The following is a 22415-nucleotide window of genomic DNA, read 5'->3' as shown; positions in this document are numbered from 1 at the left end:
CTCCGCCTCGTCGTGGGAAGTCCAGTATGCCACCCAACAACAAACCCCGGCTAGTCCACCTTGCAAAAGTGGCCAGACCAACCTAGAATGGTCTGGCCAAATAAAGGACGGAAAACGTCCATCATATAAAAACGACCGGAGACTACACGGTGCCGCCATCCAGATTGCTCGCCTTCCTGGCCGCTTTCGCGTGCCTTGCCGCCCCTGCGCATGCCGAGGGGCCTTATCGTAACCCAGACAACAAGAACCCGAACGACACGGCCGAAGGCACGTATCCGGTGCCGTACAAGAAGCCGGTCGTCGCCGAGATCGCGGCGTCGCTGCAGCGCATCCGCGGCTATGTCGACAGCCAGACGCCGACCCGCATCGTGCACAAGGGCAGCGGCGCGCCCGTCACGGATTTCCGCACTCCCGTCGCCGACGCCGTCGTCGAAAAGGGCGACGCCGACTTCGGCCTGCAGGCCTACGAGATGGGCGTCGTGCATGCCGGTCTGCTGAAGGCCACGGCCGCGACGGGCGACAGGCGCTATGCCGCCCTCACGCAGCGCCACCTGCAATTCTTTGCCGACCGCCTCCCCTACTTCCGCGCGCAGGAACAGCGCTTCCACCTCGAGCGCGCCAACAGCTTCGCGCACTTCCTCGATCCGCGCGCGCTCGACGACGCCGGTTCGATGTGCGCCGCGATGATGCGCGCGCGCCAGGCTGGCATCGGCCCCGACCTCTCCGCGCAGATCAAGGTGTGCGGCGACTGGGTGGCCAAGCGCCAGTTCCGCCTCCCGGACGGCACCCTCGCGCGCCAGCGCCCGCAGGCCGCGTCGCTGTGGGCCGACGACATGTACATGGGGATCCCCGCGCTGGCGGAACTGGGCCGCATGACGGGCGACCGCGCGTACTTCGACGACGCCGTGAAGAACATCCTGCAGATGACGGACTACCTGTTCGACCCGCAGCGCAACCTGTACACGCACGGCTGGAACGCCAACAATCCCGACGCCCCGCGCTTCTACTGGGCGCGCGCGAACGGCTGGGCGGTGCTGGCCATGTCGGACGTCCTCGACGTGCTGCCGAAGGACCACCCGGGCTATCCGAAGGTGATGGCGCAGCTGAAAAGAACGCTGCGCGGCATCGCCGAGCGCCAGTCCGGCGCGGGCATGTGGCACCAGATGATCGACCGCGACGACTCGTACCTGGAGACGTCGGCCAGCGCCATGTTCGTGTACGTGCTCGCGCACGCCGTCAACGAAGGCTGGATCAGCCCGACGACGTACGGCTCGATCGCGCAGGCCGGCTGGAACGCGCTGTCCGCGCGCATCGATGCCCAGGGCCGCGTGGAAGGCACATGCGTGGGCACGACGTTCGCGAGCGACCAGGTCTATTATTACAACCGCCCCACCAGTACGGCGGCGATGCACGGCTACGGTCCGATGCTGCTGGCCGGCGCGGAGATGATCCGGCTGCTGAACAACCCGGCAATCGACATCCAGTTCCGGGTCCGCACGTATCACTACGTGCCGAAGGACGGCGGGCAGACCAGCTACCGCGAACATCCCTGACACCTCTTCGATGAAAGCCTGGAACATGCAAGCGAAAACGATGTTTTGCGCCGCAGGCCTCGTGCTGTCTGCGAGCGCCGGCGCTGCCGACCGCCTCACCGTTACCGTGACCCACGACCTCGACGCCGCGCGTCCATCCGAGACGATCGTCATCCCGTGGCAGGACGTGAACACCGCGCTGCCCGGCGCGCTGATCCAGCACCTCGCCGTGAAGGACGCGGCCGGCCACCTGCTGCCCTACCAGGTGACGAACGTGGCGCCGCTGGCCAAGGACCCGCACGGCGTCGGCGCGGCGTACGGCGAACTGCTGTTCCAGCACGACTTCAAGCCCGGCGAAAAGATGGCGACGTTCGTCGTCGAAAAGAACGACGCGCTCACGCCGCCGTTCGCACCGAAGGCGTTCGCGCGCTACGTGCCGGAACGCCTGGACGATTTCGCGTGGGAGAACGACGTCATCGGCCACCGCACCTACGGCCCCGCCCTCGCCGCACCGGCCGCGCCGGGCAGCGGCAAGGAAGTGCTGGAGACGAGCGGCCTCGATATCTGGTTCAAGCGCGTGGACTATCCCATCGTCGACCGCTGGTACAACAAGGGCCACGACCACTACCACAAGGACGAAGGCGAAGGCATGGACATGTACAACGTCGGCCGCTCGCGCGGGGCCGGCGGTACGGGCGTGTGGGACGGCAAACAGCTTTATACGAGCGGCAACTGGGCCGGCTGGAAGGTGCTGGCCAATGGCCCGATCCGCGCCGTGTTCGAGTTGTCGTACGCCGCGTGGAATGCGGCCGGTACCCAGGTCACGGAAACCAAGCGCTTCACCGTCGATGCCGGCCACCAGCTCGACCAGATCGACAGCACGTTCACGTTCAGCGGACCGTCCGCGCTGACGGTCGCCGTGGGTCTCAACAAGACGCCGTCCGACCGGAAGCAGGAACCGCGCATCGCGCTCGTGAAAGACGATGCGAACCACGCGCTGCTGCAATGGGTCGAGCAGGCCTCGAACGGCGCATTCGGCACGGCCGTCGTGCTGCCCGCGTCGACCGGCTTCGCGCAGGACGCGCTGAACGACCTCGTGCTGGCCCGCGTGGAATCAGGCAAGCCGCTGCGCTACTGGGTCGGCGCCGCGTGGGACCGCGCCGGCCGCATCACGTCCAAGGCGGCGTGGCAGGCCTACGTGGCGGCAGAGGCCAAACGTGCCGCGCACCCCGTCCGCATCGCGCTGAAAGCCGGCGCAAACTGAGATCAAAATCGAGATCAGTCATCATATGTGTTGCTTTTCCAGCACATACTCCTCATAATCTGGTCTGACCACATTGATCTTGTGGTCAGACCAATCTAGAATTGATTCCAACACAGGGCCGCACGCAACGCACATGTGGCTCGACCTCGCCAGGCTGGTTTTGTAAGAAGCAACCATCGGCGCCGCTCCCCCCTGCGGACGCCGACACGTCATCGACATAAAAACAGGAGACAGCTTCATGAAATACCCCCGCAGCACCCCGCCCCGCCATTTCGTCATGTCCTCGATCGCGCTCGCGGTCCTCTCGCTCGCCCAGCAGGCGCAGGCACAGCAAAGCGACGCGCCGATCCAGCGCGTCGAAGTCACCGGCTCCAGCATCAAGCGCATGGCCACCGAGGAAGCGCTGCCCGTCACGACCATCAAGGCCGAGGAACTGGTCAAGCAGGGCATGACCACGCTGGCCGACGTGATGATGGCGCTGCCGCAATCGGCGTCGCTGCAGCCGTCCAACGCCGGCTCGGGCACCAACATCAACCTGCGCGGCCTGGGCGTGAACCGCACCCTCGTGCTGCTGAACGGCCGCCGCCTCGCCAACGAGGCCATCGCCGACGGCTACGCCAACCTCGACGTCATCCCGATCAGCGCGCTGCAACGCGTCGAGATCCTGCGCGACGGCGCGTCGTCGATCTACGGCTCGGACGCGATCGGCGGCGTCGTCAACTTCATCACCAAGCGCGAAGTCGAGGGCGGCAACGTCACCGTGCAGCTCGTGCAGCCGAAGCGCCACGGCGGCGGCGACGAGCAGCGCATCCAGGCCACGTTCGGCAAGGGTAACCTCGCGCGCGACGGCTGGAACATCTACGGCACCGTCGACTTCCACCAGCGCAGCCGCCTGAAGCTGTCGGACCGCACCGGCTTCATTCCGGACGACGCGGCCATGGCGGCGATCGGCCTGCCGCGCAGCGCCGCCTCCGGCGGGTACGCGACACCCGCCAACTTCACGAGTTCGGCCAACAAGAACGCCGCCAACCCGTATTACGCGAGCGGCTGCCTGAGCCCCTACTCGGTCCAGGGCGCGAAGAGCACGTGTGTACTGGACGACGACACCTATGGCTCGGCCCTGCACCCGAACAAGCAGCTGACGATGTACGCGCGAGCGACCAAGCGGATCGACGCCGACAACACCGTTACCGTCGAATACACCCGCGGCGACGAATCGATCTTCGGCTACAAGAACCCGACGCAGGCGGTCGCCGTCGGGAGCGCAAAGGCGATCCTGCCATCGAGCAGCAAATGGTATCCGGGCGGCAGCGGCGGGGTGCCGGCCGTCGCCGGCATCACCAACCAGCCGCTCACCGTGTCCTGGGCGGTGGCCGACGGCGGGCCGGCCGTGACCCGCGACAACCAGATCAACCAGCGGCTGCTGGTTTCCGCCGACGGCCATGTCGGCACCTGGGACTACCGGGCCGGCATGAGCTACGGGCTGTCCCAGCGCAAGGGCTACTTCCAGTCGGGCTACTTCTCGGGCATCGGCCTGATCAACGGCCTGGCGAACGGAACGCTGAACCCGTTCGGCCTGCAGGATCAGGCGGGCCTCGACTATCTCGACTCGATCGCCGCAGACGGCATGCAGAACCGCAGCTCGAAGAGCTCTTACTATGGCATCGACGGCAACATCAGCAAATCGCTAATGGCCCTCGCCGGCGGCGACCTCGCGATCGCGATCGGCGCCGACATCCACCGCGATACCAACGAGGACACCAAGCTGGCACCGGCCGCCGACATCACCTATGCGAAGGTCGTCCCGGCGCACGGAGAAAGCGCACGCAACATCATCGGCGTGTACAGCGAGGTGGACGCTCCCGTCACCAAGACCCTGACGCTGAACGGCGCCGTGCGGGTCGACAAATACAGCGACGTCGGCTCGACCTTCACGCCCAAGATCAGCTTCCGCTGGCAGCCGACCAAGACCATCATGTTCCGGGGCTCGGCCAACACGGGCTTCCGCGCGCCGACACTGTTCGACCGCTACGGCTACCGCACCACCGTCGCCAACACGACGACGGCGGGACGCTGGGACGATCCGGTCCTGTGCCCGGGCCCGTCCATCACCATGCCGGGTACCGGCACGGCGGTGCCCGGCGTGGATGCCGCCGATGTCTGCAACGCCAAGTTGAACAAGCTGACCGGTTCGAACTCGCAGCTGAAGCCGGAACGCTCCAAGGGAGGCACGCTGGGCGTCGTGTTCGAACCGTCCCGCTCGTTCACCGCGTCGCTCGACTACTGGCAGGTCAACATGAAGGACATGCTGGCCAACCTGCCGGAGACCGTCTACTTCACGAACTACGCCGACTACAAGAACCTGTTCGTGCGTAATGCGGACGGCTCGCTCGCCTACATCAACAACACGACGATGAACCTGGGTGGCCAGATCGCGGGCGGCGTCGACGTGTCGGCCCACTGGGAGATCGCGCGCAACCGCTTCGGAACGTTCGGCGCCGCCATCGACGGCACCTACCTGACCCGCTTCGACAACCAGCTCGTGCCGAACGGCCCGTGGATGTCCAACGTCGGCCAGTTCGGCTGGGCCAGCAACGGCACCACGTCGAGCTACCCGATCATCACGTTCCGCTGGAAGCACAACCTGCGCCTGTCGTGGCAGAGCGGCGATTACTCGGCGCAGCTGACGAACAACTTCAACAGCCATTACCGCGACGCCAACACCGCCGTCACGTCGGCGTACTACCGCGACATCCCGTCGTTCTCGACGTGGAACCTGACCGGCTCGATCCGCGTGCAGAAGCAGGTGCGCATCACGGCCGGCGTCACGAACCTGTTCGACAAGGCCCCGCCCATCACCAACAACACGATCTACAGCAGCGGTTACCTGAGCAGCGTCGCGAATCCGATCGGTCGCTCGTGGAACCTGCGCGTCAGCTACGATTTCGAGTAATCGCAATGCAAGCGACACGACTGAAACGTATCGTCCTGGCCAGCCTCATCCTGGCCGGCCAGGCCAGCGCCGCCGACGCGACTATCCGCGTGATCCTCGTCGGCGACTCCACGATGGCCACGAAGAGCGGCTACGGCGACGCATTCTGCGCGCGCTTCACGCCGGACGTCACTTGCGTGAACCTCGCACGGGGCGGCCGCAGTACCAGCAGCTTCCGCGCCGAGGGCCGCTGGGACGAAGTCCAGCGCATGCTGAAGGACGGCGCGTCGTTCAAGGCCACCTACGTGCTCGTGCAGTTCGGCCACAACGACCAGCCGGGCAAGCCGGGGCGCTCGACCGACCTCGTCACCCAGTTCCCCGTCAACATGGCGCGCTATGCGCGGGAGACGCGCGACCTGGGCGGCGTGCCGGTGCTCGTCACGCCGCTGACCCGGCGCACGTTCAAGGGCGCGTATCTCGGCAATGACCTGGCGCCGTGGGCCGAGGCGACTCGGCGCGCGGCCGCCCAGGAACACGCCGTGCTGCTGGACCTGAACCGGGACAGCGTGGCCGCCGTCCAGGCCATGGGCCAGGATGAAGCGGATACGCTGGCGGTCGTTCCGCGTCCGCCGGGCTACGGGATGCCTGTGGATCCGAACAAGGTCGAACCGGCCGGCGCCGCGAAGACGGCGTTCGACCGCACGCACCTCGGCACCAGGGGCGCCGATTTCTTTGCGCGGATGGTCGAGCGCGAGCTGGTGACGGCGCGGCCGGAGACGGCTGCCTACTTCAGGGACGGGGGCAAGCGTTGAGGCGCTTCGCCCTGCTCGCCTGCGCGCTCGCCGGCGCGCAGGCGCACGCACAGGACACGCGCGCCGTGCGCGAGCCGGTCGTCCCGCCGGCCTGCGCGGTCCTGATCGGCGCGACCACGAACACGGGCCGCGACGATGCCGCGCGCATCCAGGCGGCCATCGACAAGTGCGCGCCCGGCCACGCCGTGGTGCTCGCGGCCAGTAACGACAAGCGCAGCTTCGTGGCCGGGCCACTGCAACTGCGCGACGGCGTCACACTGCTCGTCGACAAAGGCGCCACCCTGTACGCCAGCACGGACCCGCGCCTGTTCGACCGTGGCGCCGGCACGTGCGGCACGAACGATGCATCGGGCCGCGGCTGCCGGCCTTTCATCCTGCTCGACGGCGTGCGCGGCGCCGGCATCATGGGCACCGGCACCATCGACGGCCAGGGCGGACAGCGCATCGCCGGCAAGGACGAGACCTGGTGGCAGATCGCCCGCCGCGCGCAAAAGGAGAAGACCCGCCAGAACGTGCCGCGCCTGATCCAGGCCGACAAGGCGCGCGACGTCACCCTGTACCGCATCACGCTGAAAAATTCCCCGAACTTCCACGTCACGCTGAACAACGTGGACGGCTTCACCGCGTGGGGCGTCGTCATCGACACGCCCCACGACGCGCGCAACACGGACGGCATCGACCCGATCTCGTCGCGCAACGTGACCATCGCGCACAGCATCATCCGCACCGGCGACGACAACGTGGCGATCAAGGCCGGCGGCAACGGGCCGACCGAGAACGTCTCGATCCTGCACAACCGCTTCTACAGCGGCCACGGCATGTCCATCGGCAGCGAGACGAACGGCGGCGTGCGCCGCGTCCTCGTCGACGACCTGGCGATGGACGGGACCACGTCCGGCCTGCGTATCAAGAGCAACGACATGCGCGGCGGGCGGGTGGATGGCATCGTCTACCGCGACGTGTGCCTGCGCGGCATCCGGTCTCCCATCGAGATCACGACGCATTACGAACAGCCGGCGCAACCGGGTGCGCTCATCCCCGACTACGCCGCCATCCGCATGGAGCGGGTGCGCAGCACGACCCCGGGGCGCATCCTGCTGCAGGGATATGACGAGGCGCATCCGCTCGTGCTGGACTTGAAGGACGTGGCGACCGCCGCCGGGTCGGACATCAAACAGGAACATGCGCGCGTGCAGGGCGCGTTCGGCGCCGAGGCCGATTGCGCCGGGCGGTTCCTGCCGTTTCCCGAGCCGGCGGTCCGTTCCATGCGCCCGCAGCTGACGGCCGGGCAGGCGCGCGCCTACGACTACCGCGAGGTGCTGAAGTACGTGGGCCCCGTCGGCAACGAACGCATCGAGCCGTGGGATCCGCTGGCCGATCCGCTCGCGACCGGCGCGCCACTGCATGCCGACTACTCGGTCGATGCGCGCGCACCGGCGGACGGAACAACCCGTTTCGCCACCGTGCAGGCGGCCGTCGACCGCGCCGTGGCGGCGGGCGGTACGCGCCGCGTCGTCATCCGCATCGCCCCCGGCACGTACCAGGAACTCGTCTATGTGCCGCCGGGCGCCCCGCCGATCACCCTGGATGGCGCCGGCGCCGACCCGCAGGCCGTGCGCATCAGCGCCGCGCTGGACGCCTCGACGACGGGCGCCGCCTACCGCAGCCGCTACGCCGCCGAATTCGAGCACGCGGCGCCAGGTGTGCGGGCGATGGTCGACGCGCTGAAGGATTTGCCCGCCCTGCAGACGACGGGCTCCGCGACCGTGTGGGTGCGCGCGGACGGCTTCCAGGCCCGCAACCTGACGATCGAGAACGCGTACAACCGCGACGGTGCCGTCGCGCATGCGGAGTGCAAAGGCGACAACTGCCCCGACACGACGGGCGGCAGCCGCGTGCACCACCAGGCCGTCGCGCTGCGCGTCGACGGCGCCGACAAGGCGCAGTTCGAGCGCGTGCGCCTGCTCGGCCTGCAGGACACGCTGTTCCTCAGCTCGCAGGACGGCACGGCAACGGTGCGCAGCTTTTTCCACGACACGCACATCGAAGGCGACGTCGACTTCATCTTCGGCGACACCATCGCGGTCTTCAAGGACTGCGCCATCCACGCCATCGGCGGCCGCGCCGCGTCGTACGTGGCCGCGCCGGACACGAACCGCCGCGCGAAGTACGGTTTCGTGTTCGACGGCTGCCGCTTCACGAGCGATGCGCCGGGCGCGGCGAACACGCAGTTCTACTTTGCCCGCCAATGGTTCCATAACGAGCGCTGCACGCCGTACGGCTTCATCCCCGTCGAGGGCTATACGTGCCGGCTGGGCGACGTGGACGTGTACAAGGCGCCGAACGGCACGATCCGCCGGCGCACGCTGGGGACGGTCGGCAAGGCCGTGATCCTGCGCTCGCGCATCGGCCCGCATTTCGAGAAGACGACGCCGTGGTCGGAATGGAACCGCAACGGCACGCTGGCGCACCGCCCCGCGCAATTCAGCTCGGACGATTACTGGGACAACCTGGCCGGCACGCCGTTCGCACCGCCAGGCCAACGGCCCGTCCCCGCCGACGTCTACCTCGGCGAATACGATAACGCAAATGAGTACCCTTGAATGACGGAGACACCATGAAGCAATCATTCGACGCCCGCCGCGGCTTTTTGAAAACCGCGACCGTCGCCGGTCTCGCGCTGTCGGGGCCCGGACGGGCGCTGGCGGCGGCCGTTCCCGATCCGTGGAAGGCAGCGGCCGGCATCGCGCAGCGCCTCGCCAACCCCGTCAAGTTCCGCAAGGCGGAGTATCTCGTCACCGATTTCGGCGCCGCGCCATGCAAGCTCGTGCCCGTGAAGGCGTGGGTGTCGTTCGAGGACCAGGCCGACCTGCCGACGCCCGCGCCGGGCGCGCACGACTGCTACGCCGCGTTCCGGGCGGCCATCGAGAAATGCCACGCCGGGGGCGGCGGCCGCGTCGTGATCCCGAAGGGCGACTGGTTCTGCGCGGGCCCGATCGTGCTGCTGTCGAACGTGAACGTGCACCTCGCGAGCGGCGCGCACGTCTATTTCAGCAACGATCCGGCCGACTACGCGAAATACGGCGACGTCGACTGCGGCCCGAACGGCAAGCTGGTCGTCTCGCGCTGGCAGAGCAACGACTGCCTGAACTATTCGCCCATGATCTATGCGCGCAACCAGGACAACATCGCCCTCACCGGCGACGACTGGACGGCCATCCTCGACGGCCAGGGCGGCGTGCCGTTCCCCGGCCGCGCCGACTGCTGGTGGACGTGGAAGGGCAAGAACGCGACGATCAACTCGGTCGCCCAGGACAAGTCGCCGAACTACGTGCCCGGCAAGCTGGCGCAGAACCAGGTCAATGAACTGAATCCGAAGTCGCTGGCCGACGTGGCGCCGAATCTGCCGGAGGAAAAACGCCGGCTGATCCAGGGCGAAGGCGACAAGTGGCGCGCGGACGACGCGTACCTGCCCGCGCTGTCGGAAGCGGGCGTGCCCTTGGCGAAGCGCGTGTTCGGCGTGGGCCACTACCTGCGTCCGCCGATGATCCAGCTGATCGGGTGCACGAACGTGCTGCTGGAAGGCTACCAGGTCATCCAAACGCCGTTCTGGCAGCACCATCCGGTCGCGTGCCGCAATCTCACGATCCGCAAGGTCCACGCGAACAGCCTGGGGCCGAACAGCGACGGTTTCGATCCGGAAGCGTGCGACACGGTGCTCGTGGAAGGCTGCCAGTTCAACACGGGCGATGACTGCATCGCCATCAAGGCGGGCAAGAACCTCGACACGCAGTACGGCCCGTCGCAGAACATCGTCATCCAGAAATGCACGATGCAGAGCGGCCACGGCGCCGTCACGCTGGGCAGCGAGATGGCGGGCGGCATCCAGAACGTGTACGCGCAGGACCTCGTGTTCGAGAACATGAACTGGGCGACGAACCCGCTGAACACGGCGATCCGCCTGAAGACCAACATGAACCGCGGCGGCTTCCTGCGCAATTTTTATGTCCGCAACGTGAGCATCCCGAACGGCGTGCAGACGTCGCCGTCGTTCTATGCGTCACTGCCGGGTTCTCCGATCGCATCGAGGACGGTCGCCACGGCCGCCGGCGCCGTCGTCACGTTCGATTGCGACTACACGCCGCGCGCCGACAACGTGCGCGTGCGCCCGCCCGAGGTGCGCAACGTGCACATCTCGAAGGTCAGGGTGGGCAACGTGAAGACGAAGGACGGGTCGCTCGCGTCGTGCTTCCAGGCGTTCGTCATCCTCGGTCCGGTGGCGTCCGACTACAACGGGCCGGCGCCGGCGCCGGCCGTGCTGCCGGTGCGCGACGTGACGATCACGGACTGCGACTTCGGCACGCCCGTCAACGCGGCGCATCCGTGGTACACATATAACGTGCGGGGGCTGAAGCTGGCGAACGTCATGATCGGCGGGAAGCGGTACGACACGACCTTGTCCGCTTGACCGTCGCAGATGAACCGTCATTCCCGCGCACGCGGGAATCCATACTGACCATCAGATTTCCATAACAATGCTTCTGGCGCACAGCATCCGAATTCGATGAATCAGCATGGGTTCCCGCCTTCGCGGGAACGACGGTGCGGGATGCTCTACAATGCCGTCACCTCTGGCTTGCATGGGATGGATGATGGCGACACCGGCGTTCAACTACGGCTCCGACGTGACGGGGCTGGTCTGGGGCTTCCTGTTGCAGGACGCCGCGCAAGCGGTGTCCGTCGACGCGAAGGACGCCGAGACCTGGTTGCACGCCCCCGTCCCCGGGCAGTTCGTCTGGCTGCACTTCAACCTGTCGAATGCGGCCAGCGAGCGCTGGCTGCGCGCCCACGCCGGCCTGCCCGAGGAATTCTACGAGACGCTGCACCAGGGCTCGCGCTCCACCCGCATCGAAATGGCGGACGGCGCCCTGATCGCCGTCGTCAACGACGTCCTGCATAATTTTTCGGTCGATACGGCCGAGATCTCCACGCTGTGGGTCCACGTGACGCCGCACGGCGTGATCACGGCCCGGCGCAAGCCGCTGGAATCCATCGAGCGCCTGCGCCAGGATGTGCTGAACGGGGCGCCGCTGCGGTCGAGCGTCGAGCTGCTGGTGCATTTGCTGCGCGACCAGGCCGACGTCCTCGTCAACATCGTGCGCGATGCCGTGGCGCGGGTCGACACCGCCGAGGACCAGCTGCTGGCCGGCCGCCTCACGCGCCGGCGCGAAGACCTGGGCGCGCTGCGGCGGGTGCTCGTCCGGCTGCAGCGGCTGCTGGCGCCGGAACCGGCCGCCCTCTTCCGCCTGCTGCAGCGCCCTCCGGCCTGGGTGGCGCCGGAAGACCGCCAGGAGCTGCGCCAGTCGACCGAGGAATTCACGGTCGTGCTGTCCGACCTCGCCGCACTGCACGAACGGATCAAACTGCTGCAGGAAGAGATCGCGGCCCGGGTCAACGAGGACAATAACCGCAGCCTGTTCCTGCTGACCATCGTGACGGTGATGGCCCTCCCGATCAACCTGATCGCAGGCCTGCTGGGCATGAACGTGGGCGGCGTGCCGCTGTCCCAGCATCCGCACGGGTTCTGGCTCGTGCTGGGCTTTACCGCGCTCGTCACCGGGGCCATTGCGTGGCTGTTGCTTCGATTGCAACGGCCGCATTGATCCTTTGCCATATAAAAACAGGATATTTACCCTTGCATTGGGTATAACTCCTTTCCCGGCATCACGTTAAGCTTCTTGCCTCAGGAAAAGCCCACACGCCTGTGCAGCCGTGCGCGGCGCGACCGACGGTAGAATGGCCCCAGACACCGGCGCCAGCCTCTGCTTCCACCGGTACGCGCGCCGCGCCGCCCGGTCGTGGCTTTTCGAGCATCCTATTTCCGAATCGCAGAAGAAGACCATGTTCAATCCATCCGACCATCCGCACCGCCGTTACAACCCGCTGCAAGGCGACTGGGTCCTCGTGTCCCCGCACCGCGCCAAGCGTCCGTGGCAGGGGCAACAGGAAGCCGTCGACCGCTCGGCCAAGCCGTCGCACGACCCGACCTGCTACCTGTGCCCGGGCAATACCCGCGTCAACGGCGAAAAGAACCCCGACTACACAGGCACCTATGTGTTCGAGAACGACTTCGCCGCGCTGATGCCGGACACCCCGGAAGCCGCGGAGGGCACGGACCCGCTGTTCCAGACGATGAGCGCGCGCGGCAGGAGCCGCGTGATCTGCTTCTCGCCCGACCATGCGAAGTCGCTGCCGCAACTATCGCTGCTGGCGCTGGAAGGCGTCATCGACACGTGGTGCGAACAGGCCGCCGAGCTGGGCGCCAAATACCGCTGGGTCCAGGTGTTCGAGAACAAGGGCGCCGTGATGGGCTGCTCGAACCCGCACCCGCACGGCCAGATCTGGGCGACCAGCTACGTGCCCAACCTGCCGGCCGCCGAAGACCGCCAGCAGAAGGCCTACCACGCCGAACAGGGCCGCCGCCTGCTGCTGGACGTGGCCGAGCGCGAGATCGCCGCACAGGAACGCGTGGTCGTCCAGACCGAGCACTGGGTCGCCATCGTCCCATATTGGGCCGCGTGGCCGTTCGAGACGCTGGTCCTGCCCCGCTTCGCCGTGCGCCGCCTGGAAGAGCTGCAGCCGGCCCAGCGCGCCGACCTGGCCGTGCTGCTGAAGCGCCTGACCACCCGCTACGACAACCTGTTCCAGACCTCGTTCCCGTACTCGATGGGCTGGCACGGCGCCCCGTACGGTATTCCGGACGAAGAGGCGGAAGGCTGGCAGCTGCACGCCCACTTCTACCCGCCGCTGCTCCGCTCCGCGTCAGTGCGCAAGTTCATGGTCGGCTTCGAGATGCTGGCCGAAGCCCAGCGCGACCTGACCCCGGAACAGGCGGCCGAACGCCTGCGCGCGCAATCCGAAGTGCACTACCTCGACACCGAATCCAACCAAACGACCTGACATGCAAGATACCCGTCTCTCCCGCACCGCCGCCGCCTTCGAAACCGCATTCGGCACCGCCCCCACGCTATTCGTCCAGGCTCCGGGCCGCGTCAACCTGATCGGCGAGCACACCGATTACAACGACGGCCTCGTGCTCCCCTGCGCCATCGACTACCGCACCGCCATCGCCGCCAAACCGCGCGGCGACCGCAAGGTGCGCGTCGTGGCGGCCGACTACGGCGACGCGCTCGACGAATACGACCTCGACGCCCCGATCGGCCGCGTGGACCAGCCGATGTGGGCCAACTACGTGCGCGGCGTCGTCGAGCAGTTCGTGAAGCGCGGCCTGCCGATGCAGGGCATGGACATGGCCATCGCGGGCGACGTGCCGCAGGGCGCTGGCCTGTCGTCGTCGGCATCGCTGTCGGTCGCCGTGGGCCGCCTGTTCGCGACCTTGCCCGGCTTCGAGGCGCTGTCGCCGATCGACATCGCGCTGATCGCGCAGGCATCGGAAAACGACTTCGTCGGCACCAAGTGCGGCAACATGGACCAGATCAGTTCCGCGTGCGGCGTCGAAGGCCACGCGCTGATGATCGACTGCCGCTCGCTGGAGGTGAAGCCCGTGCCGGTGCCGGACAACGCCGCCATCATGATCTTCAATTCGAACGTGACGCGCGGCCTCGTGGACAGCGCCTACAACGTGCGCCGCGAGCAGTGCGAAGCGGCCGCCCGCCACTTCGGCATCCCGGCCCTGCGCGACCTCGACCTCGCCACGCTGGAAGCCCGCGCGGGCGAACTGGACCCGGTCGTGGTGCGCCGCGCGCGCCACGTGGTGACGGAAGACGACCGCGTGCTGGCCGCCGCCGACGCGCTGCAGGCCGGCGACCTGGTACGCCTGGGCGAACTGATGGCGGCATCGCACGCATCGATGCGCGACGATTTCGAGATCACCGTGCCCGCCATCGACAACCTCGTCGACATCGTCAAGAACGTCATCGGCACCCAGGGCGGCGTGCGCATGACGGGCGGCGGGTTCGGCGGCTGCGTGGTGGCCGTCGTGCCGCACGCGCTGGTCGACGCGGCCCGTGCCGCCGTCGAGCGCGAATACCGCTCGCCGGACGGCAAGCCGGCCACGATCTACGTCTGCAAGCCGGCCGCCGGCGCGGGCAAAGTCAATCCATGATGTACGAGGCGGCGGCCGGACGCTATGGCTCGATGCCCTACCCGCATTGCGGCCGCAGCGGCCTGCGGCTGTCCGCCGTGTCGCTGGGGTTGTGGCACAACTTCGGCGGCAATGACGATTTCGATCGCCAGCGCTGGATCGTGCGCGCGGCGTTCGACAACGGCGTCACGTGCTTCGACCTCGCCAACAACTATGGCCCGCCGCCCGGGTCGGCCGAGGAAAACTTCGGCCGCCTGCTCGCGCGGGACTTGAAGCCGTACCGCGACGAAATGGTCGTGTGCACGAAAGCCGGCTACACGATGTGGCCTGGACCGTATGGCGACTGGGGCAGCCGCAAATACCTCGTCGCGAGCCTGGACCAGAGCCTCAGGCGCATGGGCCTGGACTACGTCGACATCTTCTATCACCACCGTCCCGATCCCGCCACGCCGCTGGAAGAGACGATGGCGGCACTCGACTACATCGTGCGCAGCGGCCGCGCGCTGTATGCGGGCATCTCGAACTACAACGGCGAGCGCACGGCCGCCGCGGCGGCGGAACTGCGCCGCCTGGGCACGCCGTTCGTGATCCACCAGATGCGCTACAACATGCTGGTGCGCCAGCCGGAGGCGGACCTGCTTCCCGTGCTGGAGCGCGAAGGCATCGGCGGCATCGCGTTCTCGCCGCTGGCCCAGGGCCTGCTGACGGACCGCTACCTCGGCGGCACGCTGCCGGCCGATTCGCGCGCGGCGGGCAAGGTCGGTTTCCTGAAGCCGGAGCACATCACGCCGGAGCGCCTGCGCATCATCGAGGCGCTGAACCAGGTCGCGCAGGCGGGCGGGCGCACGCTCGCGCAGCTCGCGCTGGGCTGGGTAAGACGCCAGCCTTCGATTGCCTCCGTGCTGATCGGCGCGAGCAGGCCGCAGCAGGTGCTGGATGCCGTGCGCGCGGTGGAGATGGCGCCGCTGGCGGGCGACGAGATCGCGGCGATCGAGGCGATCCTGGCCTCGCAGTAGCCGAAAAAAAACGGCACGCCGCCACAGGGACGACGGCGTGCCGGCGGCAACGACAGGACGGCACCGCCGTACCGTCCCGGCTTCCTGAAAGCGGTGCGAGGCGGCTAGTGGAAGGTGAAGCCGCCGTCCACGTTGACGGACTGGCCGGTCACGTTCTCCATCGTCGCGAGAAAGACCGCCATGCGGCCCATGTCCTCGGGTGTCTGGGCGCGGCCCTGCGGGATGAGCGTGAGCTGGTGGCGCGCCCAGGAATCCTCGACCGACTCCCCCTCCTGCTTCCATTCGTCGGCGAGACGGTCCCACATATAGGTGCGCACGACGCCGGGACAGATGGCGTTCACCGTGATGCCCTCCTGTGCCACTTCCTTGGCCAGCGCGTTCGTGAACCCGACCACCGCGAACTTCGACGCGCTGTAGTGAGCGAGATTGGGAAAGCCTTCCTTGCCCGCGATCGACGCGACGTTGATGATGCGGCCCCACCCCTGCCCGCGCATCGGCGCCAGCGCGGCACGGCATCCCAGGAACGTACCCTTGGCGTTGACGTCCATGACGACGTCCCAGTCCTTCTCCGTCAGGTCCGCGACCGGGCGGATGTTGATGACGCCCGCGCAGTTGACGAGGATGCCCAGCGCGCCGAACGCCGCGACGGCCTCGTCGACCATGGCCTGCACCTGCGCGGCGTCGGTCACGTCCACGCGCCGGGTGAGCGCGCGCCGGCCCAGCGCCCTGACTTCGTCCGCCGTCGCCTGCATGGTATCCTCCAGCAGGTCGGCAATCAGCACGTCGGCCCCGGCGCGCGCGAGTTCCAGCACGATGCCCTTGCCGATACCGCGCGCACCGCCCGTCACGATGGCCGAGCGGCCGGCCAGCGGCAGTAAATTCGACATATCCGTCTCCTCATTGTTGGTTGGTCCCGAACGATGTTGCCGCCGGACTGAACGCAACTAGCGTGCCAGTGGCGGCACGGACGGGAAATCAGGGGGAAAACGGAGAATGGCGGGCCGCGCGTGCGACAGGTGTCGCAGCACCATCCGTATCGCGGCCGACAGGTGTCGCGGCGGACGCCTCAGCACCCGATCCTCAGCACCAATTCTTATCGGGCTTCATGTCGAGGCGGTGCGCCGCGTCGATCACGTCCTGCAGTTCCACCGGGTCGCTGAACGGGTCTTCGTCCAGCGCGGTGACGCGGTTCAGCTCCTTCTGCCAGCGCCGCAACTCGTCGACGTAGGCCTGGTCGGGCACCCGTTCCAGGTCGCCGCCCTTGTCGACGAGGTCGTGGATTCCGTTGTGCACCCACTCGCCGGTATGCCAGTCCGGCATGTCGATACCCGGGAACAGGCAGATGCCCTGCAGGTCCATCCCGCGCCGCACGGCCGCCAGCGATTCGCACATCACATCGTGCAGCCAGCTGGCGCGCCCGCGACCGAGGCCGCTCGTCTCGCCGATGATCATCGGCCTGCGATAGCGTTGCCAGACCGTCTCCAGCATGTCGCACAGCGGCGCGATGCGGTCGTCGTCCGGGGCCAGCGGCGCGTGCGGGCCGTGCTCGCGGTACTCCATCTGCCCGAACGAATACGAGTTCGCGCCGACGATGTCCAGCACCTCGGGCGATCCGCCGAACTCGGGGTGCTCGCGGCCGTACAGGATGTCCCACGCGAGGAAGGTGTCGACTTCCGTTTCATGGCGTGCCGCCTCCACCTGGTCCGGACGGTCGCGCGGCGCGACGACGCGCACCAGCGGATCCACGTGCACCATGCGCGCCTCCGGATCGACTTCGCGGATCGCCTTCACGCCCGCGATCGCGGCGCGGCACAGCGCCAGACGCAACTGCATGCGGTCATCGCGCGAACAACGGTACGGCGCGGCCCAGCCCCACTCGCCGGCGCAGAACGAAAAGAAGGTGATCTCGTTGATCGGCGTGAAAAAGTGTGGGCCGCGGACCTTCGGCACCACGTATGCGGCGGCCGCGCGGCAGTAACTTGCGAAACGGTCCACGAACGCATCGTCGAATGGATCGAGATCGTCCGGATAGCCGTAGTGGCACAGGTCCCAGACCGGGATGACCTTGGCCGCGTTCATCGCGGCGATGTACGAGTCCAGCCCGGAAAAATCGTAGCGGCCGCCCTTGTCCACCATGGGCCACGGGATGCCCTCGCGGGCGACGGCGATGCCGAGGCGGGCAAGCCGCGCGTAGTCTTCGCCGGCATGGCGGTCATGCCCCGTTTCCGCCACCAGGTTGCGGCGGACGCGGTCTTTTCCCCACAGGAAGGTGGAGCATTCGAAACCGGACAGGAAAAAAGTGGGAAAGATTCCGGGACGCTGTGCCACGCGGCTCTCCTTTCGATTCTCGGGCGGAGCCGAGTATAGCCCGGACTCGAAAACCGGCCGTGCACGCTTGCCGCAGGACTACTTGTCGTCCTTACCGGCAAACCACGTCGCCAGCGCGGACCCCGACAGGTTGTGCCACACGCTGAACAAGGCACTCGGCACGGCCGCCAGCGGGCTGAAATGCGCCGCCGCCAGCGCCGCGCCGAGGCCGGAGTTCTGCATGCCGGTCTCGAACATCACCGCCTTGCGCTTGGCGAGGTCCATGCCGAACAGCCGCGCGAACAGATAGCCAAGCGCGAATCCGAGCAGGTTGTGCAGGATGACGGCCGCGAACATCAAGAGGCCGTTCGTCAGCAGCTTGCTTTGGTTCAGGGCGACGATGATCGCGATGATCAGCACGATCGCCACCGTGGACACGAGCGGCAGCGCCTTCACGCTGGCCGCGGCCTGCCGGCGGAACAGCGTCTTGGCGACGATGCCCAGCGCGATCGGCAGGATCACGACCTGCACGATGTCCATGAACAGCGACGTCGTATTAATCTGCATCCACGCACCTGCCAGCAGCGACACGAGCGCCGGCGTGGCGAACGGCGCGATCAGCGTGGACACCGCGCCGATCGATACGCCCAGCGCCACGTCGCCGCGCGACAGGAACGTCATCACGTTGGACGCGGTGCCGCTGGGGCAGCAGCCGACGAGGATCACGCCGACCGCGATGTCCGGCGGCAGGCGCAGCGCGATGGCCAGCACGTACGCGATGCCGGGCATGATGAGGTAGTGGCCGACGACGCCGATCGCGACGTCCTTCGGCCGCCGGAACACCTCGCGGAAGTCTTCCGTGGACAACGTGAGCCCCATGCCGAACATGACAATGCCCAGCAGCGGCGCGATCCAGCCTTTATAACCGACGAACAGCTGGGGCGCGAAGAATCCGAGGGCGGCGAACAGCAGCACCCACAACGAGAAGGTCTTGCCGACGAAGGCGCTGGCTTTTTCGATGGCGTTCACGCTGGGGTCTCCTGATCTGATGGGTCCGCCATTATATGTCCGCCACCCTGACCATTGGCCGGTGCATGGCGGCGCGAACCGCGTTAGCATGGCCCCATCATGACCGACACCTCACCCACCCGCCTGCCGATCGGCACCGCCGACGGCGTCCAGTTCGACGTCGTCGCCTGGGGCCCATCCCACGCCGACGTCGACTTCAGCGTCGCCTGCATGTTCGAGCATGAACTCGGCGGCGGCATGGCCGGCGGCCTGCTCGCGCTGGACCAGGCGCTCGGCGGCCAGTTGTCGCGCCTGCGCGCAACGGGCGCATTCCGCGCGCAGCCGCTGGAGACGCTGCTCATCACGTCGCCGCCGCCCGCCGTGGCGGCGCGCGCGGTGCTGGTGATCGGGATGGGCGATCCGGGGCGGCTGGACGGCGAGATGCTGCGGCGCGCCTGCCGCGTCGCGATGCGCGAGGCGATCCGCTACGGCGCCGTGTCGATGGCGTTCGCGCCCAGCGTGCTCGATGCCGGACACACGGACAATGCGAGGCTCGACATGCAGAACGTCATGCTCGACGGGATGCTGGGCGCGCTGCGGGCCGAGCACATGCTGGCGCAGGCCGGCCTCGCGGCGGCACCGTCTCTGCGGCATTGCACGTTCGACGTCGGGGCGCCGCGTGCCGAGGCGGCGGGGCGGGCATTCGCGGAGGCGTTCGCGCGTCTGGCCCGCGACTAGCCCCGCAACGCCAGGTCCGCCACCAGCGCCACCCCCAGCCCGAACGACACCGCCTTCCAGAACAACAGCGGACTCCGTTCGATCAGCGGGGTGCGCCGCCGCTCGGCAAACGCGCTGTTCGGATGGTGCAGGTCGTACACGAATTCGGCGACGTCCTCGTAGCGCCGGCGCGGATCGATCTGCAGCGCCTTGTGCAGCGCCGCGTCGACCCAGGCCGGAATCGACGGATCGTGCTCGCGCGCGAGCGTGTACGCGAGCCGGCGCTGCGCCGCGCGCCCCGCCGCGCGCGGGATCCCGACGCCGTACGGCAGCTCTCCCGTCAGCATGAAGTACGTGAGCACGCCGAGCGCGAACACGTCCGAACGCACGGTGCCGCGTTCGCCGAGGAAGTACTCCGGTGCGGCGTACAGCGCGGCGCCCTGCAGCGTCCAGTCCTCGTCATGGGAGGCCATCTCGACGACGCCGGCCACGCTCACCGACCCGAAATCGATGATGCGCGCGTTGCCGGCGGCGTCGATCATGACGTTTTCCGGCCGGACGTCCTGGTGCAGCATCTCGAGCCGGTGGAACGCGCGCAAGCCTTTCGCCACCTGGTCGACGATGCGGCGCACGGCGTCCAGGCCGGGGCGCGGCTGGCTGCGCAGCCACTGCGCCAGCGTGACGCCTTCGATGTATTCGGCGGCGACGTAGACATGGCTGCGGCGCCGCGCCGGCGCCGGCTTGACGACGTGCGGGCTGCGCACGCGCCCCATGATCCACTCTTCCATCACGAACCGCTCCATGTAGGCGCGGTCGCCGGCGAGATCGATGGAGGGCATCTTGAGGATGACGTGCGCGCCGCTGTCCGGATCCTCGGCCAGGTAGACGTGGCTGCGGCTGCTGCCGTGCACCTCGCGCACGATGCGGTAGCCGTCGAGTTCCGCGCGCGGGGCCAGCAGCGGCGGCAGCGGCAGGTCCGCCATCTGGCGCAGCAGTTCGGAGGCTTCGCGCGCCTGCAGAGATTCGATGCGCACCAGCTGCACGGTGAGATTGTCCGCGCTGCCGTTGGCGAACGCGCGCTGCACGAGACGGCTCGCGGCCGCGTCCAGGTCCGGCGCGTCCTGCAACGCGGCGTGGACGTCGGCGCCCGACACGTGCTCGTACACGCCGTCCGTCGCCAGCATGAACAGGTCGCCGGCTTCCAGCGCCACGGCGCGGTAGTCGATCTCGATACGGTCCTGCACGCCCAGCGCGCGGCTCAGGTAGCTGCGCTCGGGCGACACCCACACGCGATGGTCGGTCGTCAGCTGTTCCAGGCTGGCGCCCTGCGCGCCCGCGTGGACGCGGTAGATGCGCGCGTCGCCCACGTGGAACAGGTGGGCGGTGTTCGACTTGATGACGAGCGCGGAAAACGTGCAGACATGGCCGCAGTCCTGGTCGGCGCGGTCCTGGCCCTGCCGCGTATGGGCATACAGCCACGCATTCACGGCAGCGAGCACCTTCTCGGCCGACGTCCGGACCGACCAGGCGTCCGCCGTCGCGTAGTAATCGTCGAGGAACGCCGCGACGGCGGTGGCGCTGGCGACGTGGCTCACGGCGCTGCTGCTGATGCCGTCCGCCAGCGCGAGCGCCGCCCCCTTCGTCGAGGCGAGCGGCGCGCGCGGGATCACCACGCCGTGGCAGTCCTGGTTGACGGCCTTGCGGCCCCGGTCACTGTGCTGGCCGACGGAGAGCGTCAAAGGCTGCATCATGGGCTGCAAAGCGGGACGCCGGCGCGCGCGTCGTCAGACTTTGTTGAACGAGCGCTTCGGCGCCGTCTTCACGTGCGTCGAGTACAGCGTCAGTCCGGTGAACGCGAGGCCGCCGACGAGGTTGCCCAGCACGGTCGGGATCTCGTTCCAGACCAGGTAGTCGAGGAAGGTGAAGTGCGCGCCCGTCAGGATCCCGAACGGGAACAGGAACATGTTCACGACCGAGTGTTCGAACGCCATCGCGAAGAACAGCATCACGGGCATCCACATGGCGATGACCTTGCCGCCGACCGTCGTCGAGATCATGGCGCCCACGACGCCCGTCGACACCATCCAGTTGCACAGCATGCCGCGGATGAACAGGGTGACCATGCCGGCGAAGCCGTATTCCGCATAGCCCAGCGTGCGCTTTTCGCCGATGGTGCCGATCGTCTTGGCCAGCACGCCGCCGTCCGTGTGGAAGCCGAACGTGAAGATATACGCCATCAGGAAGGCCACCGTGAACGCGCCGAGGAAGTTACCGGCGAAGACGATGCCCCAGTGCTTGATCACGCGCGGCAGCGTGACGCCGGGCCGCCGGTCGATCAGCGCCAGCGGCGTCAGGACGAACACGCCGGTCAGCAGGTCGAAGCCGAGCAGGTACAGCATGCAGAAACCCACCGGGAACAGCAGCGCGCCGATCAGCGGCACGCCGGTCGCCACCGAGCAGCTGACGGCGAACACCGCCGACAGGGCAAGGATGGCGCCGGCCATGTAGGCGCGGATCAGCGCATCGCGCGTCGACATATAGATCTTGGATTCGCCCGCGTCGACCATCTTGGTCACGAATTCTGAAGGCACCAGGTACGCCATGAAATACTCCCCAGGGAACCGCGATGACGCGGCAATGTTGATCGGTAATCCGGCGTCGATTGCGCCGTCATGGGGAGTTATGCAAGAAGCGGGCCCGCATCAGACCGGGGCGATTCTCAC

Annotated in this window: 16 protein-coding genes; 11 read left to right on the top strand and 5 right to left on the bottom strand. The window is 67.7% G+C overall.

Annotation, left to right across the window (positions count from 1 at the left end; genetic code table 11):
* Positions 1-149 precede the first annotated feature (149 nt).
* From ACEN9G_RS26415 to ACEN9G_RS26370, 10 genes are all read left to right on the top strand, one after another.
* Positions 150-1553 (top strand): glycoside hydrolase family 88/105 protein, encoded by a 1404-nt coding sequence (locus tag ACEN9G_RS26415; protein WP_413342837.1) that lies wholly within the window; start codon positions 150-152, stop codon positions 1551-1553.
* A 25-nt stretch (positions 1554-1578) separates the two neighbouring features.
* Positions 1579-2796 (top strand): BT3233 family polysaccharide utilization protein, encoded by a 1218-nt coding sequence (locus tag ACEN9G_RS26410; protein WP_483127222.1) that lies wholly within the window; start codon positions 1579-1581, stop codon positions 2794-2796.
* A 238-nt stretch (positions 2797-3034) separates the two neighbouring features.
* Entirely contained in the window at positions 3035-5749 is a 2715-nt protein-coding gene (locus ACEN9G_RS26405; protein ID WP_413342841.1) for a TonB-dependent receptor plug domain-containing protein, read from the top strand.
* A gap of 5 nt (positions 5750-5754) precedes the next feature.
* Positions 5755-6540 carry a rhamnogalacturonan acetylesterase gene (locus ACEN9G_RS26400; protein WP_413342842.1) on the top strand — a complete coding sequence of 262 codons (786 nt, stop codon included), beginning with the start codon at positions 5755-5757 and terminating at the stop codon, positions 6538-6540.
* Positions 6537-9143 (top strand): pectinesterase family protein, encoded by a 2607-nt coding sequence (locus tag ACEN9G_RS26395; RefSeq protein WP_413674923.1) that lies wholly within the window; start codon positions 6537-6539, stop codon positions 9141-9143. The genes ACEN9G_RS26400 and ACEN9G_RS26395 overlap by 4 nt, the downstream gene beginning before the upstream one ends.
* Before the next feature lie 14 nt (positions 9144-9157).
* On the top strand, positions 9158-11008 hold the full coding sequence (locus ACEN9G_RS26390; RefSeq protein ID WP_413343652.1) for a glycoside hydrolase family 28 protein: 1851 nt from the start codon (positions 9158-9160) through the stop codon (positions 11006-11008).
* A 184-nt stretch (positions 11009-11192) separates the two neighbouring features.
* Positions 11193-12203 carry a transporter gene (locus tag ACEN9G_RS26385; protein ID WP_440968062.1) on the top strand — a complete coding sequence of 337 codons (1011 nt, stop codon included), beginning with the start codon at positions 11193-11195 and terminating at the stop codon, positions 12201-12203.
* 238 nt (positions 12204-12441) lie between these two features.
* Positions 12442-13500, top strand: a complete 1059-nt coding sequence (locus ACEN9G_RS26380) for a UDP-glucose--hexose-1-phosphate uridylyltransferase (RefSeq protein ID WP_413345140.1) — start codon at positions 12442-12444, stop codon at positions 13498-13500.
* A gap of 1 nt (position 13501) precedes the next feature.
* Positions 13502-14665: a galactokinase gene (gene galK / locus ACEN9G_RS26375; RefSeq protein ID WP_483127221.1), complete on the top strand. Its 1164-nt coding sequence runs from the start codon at positions 13502-13504 to the stop codon at positions 14663-14665.
* The gene (locus tag ACEN9G_RS26370) at positions 14662-15660 is read left to right on the top strand and encodes an aldo/keto reductase (RefSeq protein WP_413343887.1); all 999 of its coding nucleotides are present in this window, start codon (positions 14662-14664) and stop codon (positions 15658-15660) included. The genes galK and ACEN9G_RS26370 overlap by 4 nt, the downstream gene beginning before the upstream one ends.
* A 104-nt stretch (positions 15661-15764) precedes the next feature.
* Here ACEN9G_RS26370 and ACEN9G_RS26365 read toward each other — a convergent pair whose 3' ends face one another.
* The 3 genes from ACEN9G_RS26365 to ACEN9G_RS26355 form a co-directional block, all read right to left on the bottom strand.
* Positions 15765-16547, bottom strand: a complete 783-nt coding sequence (locus ACEN9G_RS26365; RefSeq protein ID WP_413343889.1) for an SDR family NAD(P)-dependent oxidoreductase — start codon at positions 16545-16547, stop codon at positions 15765-15767.
* Between the two features lie 193 nt (positions 16548-16740).
* The gene (locus ACEN9G_RS26360; RefSeq protein WP_413343891.1) at positions 16741-17988 is read right to left on the bottom strand and encodes a glycoside hydrolase family protein; all 1248 of its coding nucleotides are present in this window, start codon (positions 17986-17988) and stop codon (positions 16741-16743) included.
* Positions 17989-18066: 78 nt separating this feature from the next.
* Complete coding sequence (locus ACEN9G_RS26355; RefSeq protein ID WP_413343893.1) at positions 18067-18996, bottom strand: bile acid:sodium symporter family protein; 930 nt, start codon at positions 18994-18996, stop codon at positions 18067-18069.
* Between the two features lie 99 nt (positions 18997-19095).
* Between ACEN9G_RS26355 and ACEN9G_RS26350 the strand changes: the two genes are divergently transcribed.
* A complete protein-coding gene (locus ACEN9G_RS26350; protein ID WP_483127220.1) occupies positions 19096-19713 on the top strand; it encodes a M17 family peptidase N-terminal domain-containing protein in 618 nt (205 codons plus the stop codon).
* Here the strand turns inward: ACEN9G_RS26350 and ACEN9G_RS26345 are convergent.
* Both ACEN9G_RS26345 and ACEN9G_RS26340 read right to left on the bottom strand, forming a co-directional pair.
* Positions 19710-21443, bottom strand: coding sequence for a bifunctional protein-serine/threonine kinase/phosphatase (locus tag ACEN9G_RS26345; protein ID WP_483127219.1), 1734 nt, complete (start codon positions 21441-21443; stop codon positions 19710-19712). The two genes, ACEN9G_RS26350 and ACEN9G_RS26345, sit on opposite strands and share 4 nt — an antisense overlap.
* A 33-nt stretch (positions 21444-21476) precedes the next feature.
* Positions 21477-22295, bottom strand: coding sequence for a formate/nitrite transporter family protein (locus ACEN9G_RS26340; protein ID WP_371766803.1), 819 nt, complete (start codon positions 22293-22295; stop codon positions 21477-21479).
* Between the last annotated feature and the right edge of the window lie 120 nt (positions 22296-22415).

It is taken from the genome of Massilia sp. Masssp94 (assembly GCF_059491305.1).
This window is presented reverse-complemented; position numbering and strand designations above follow the sequence as displayed.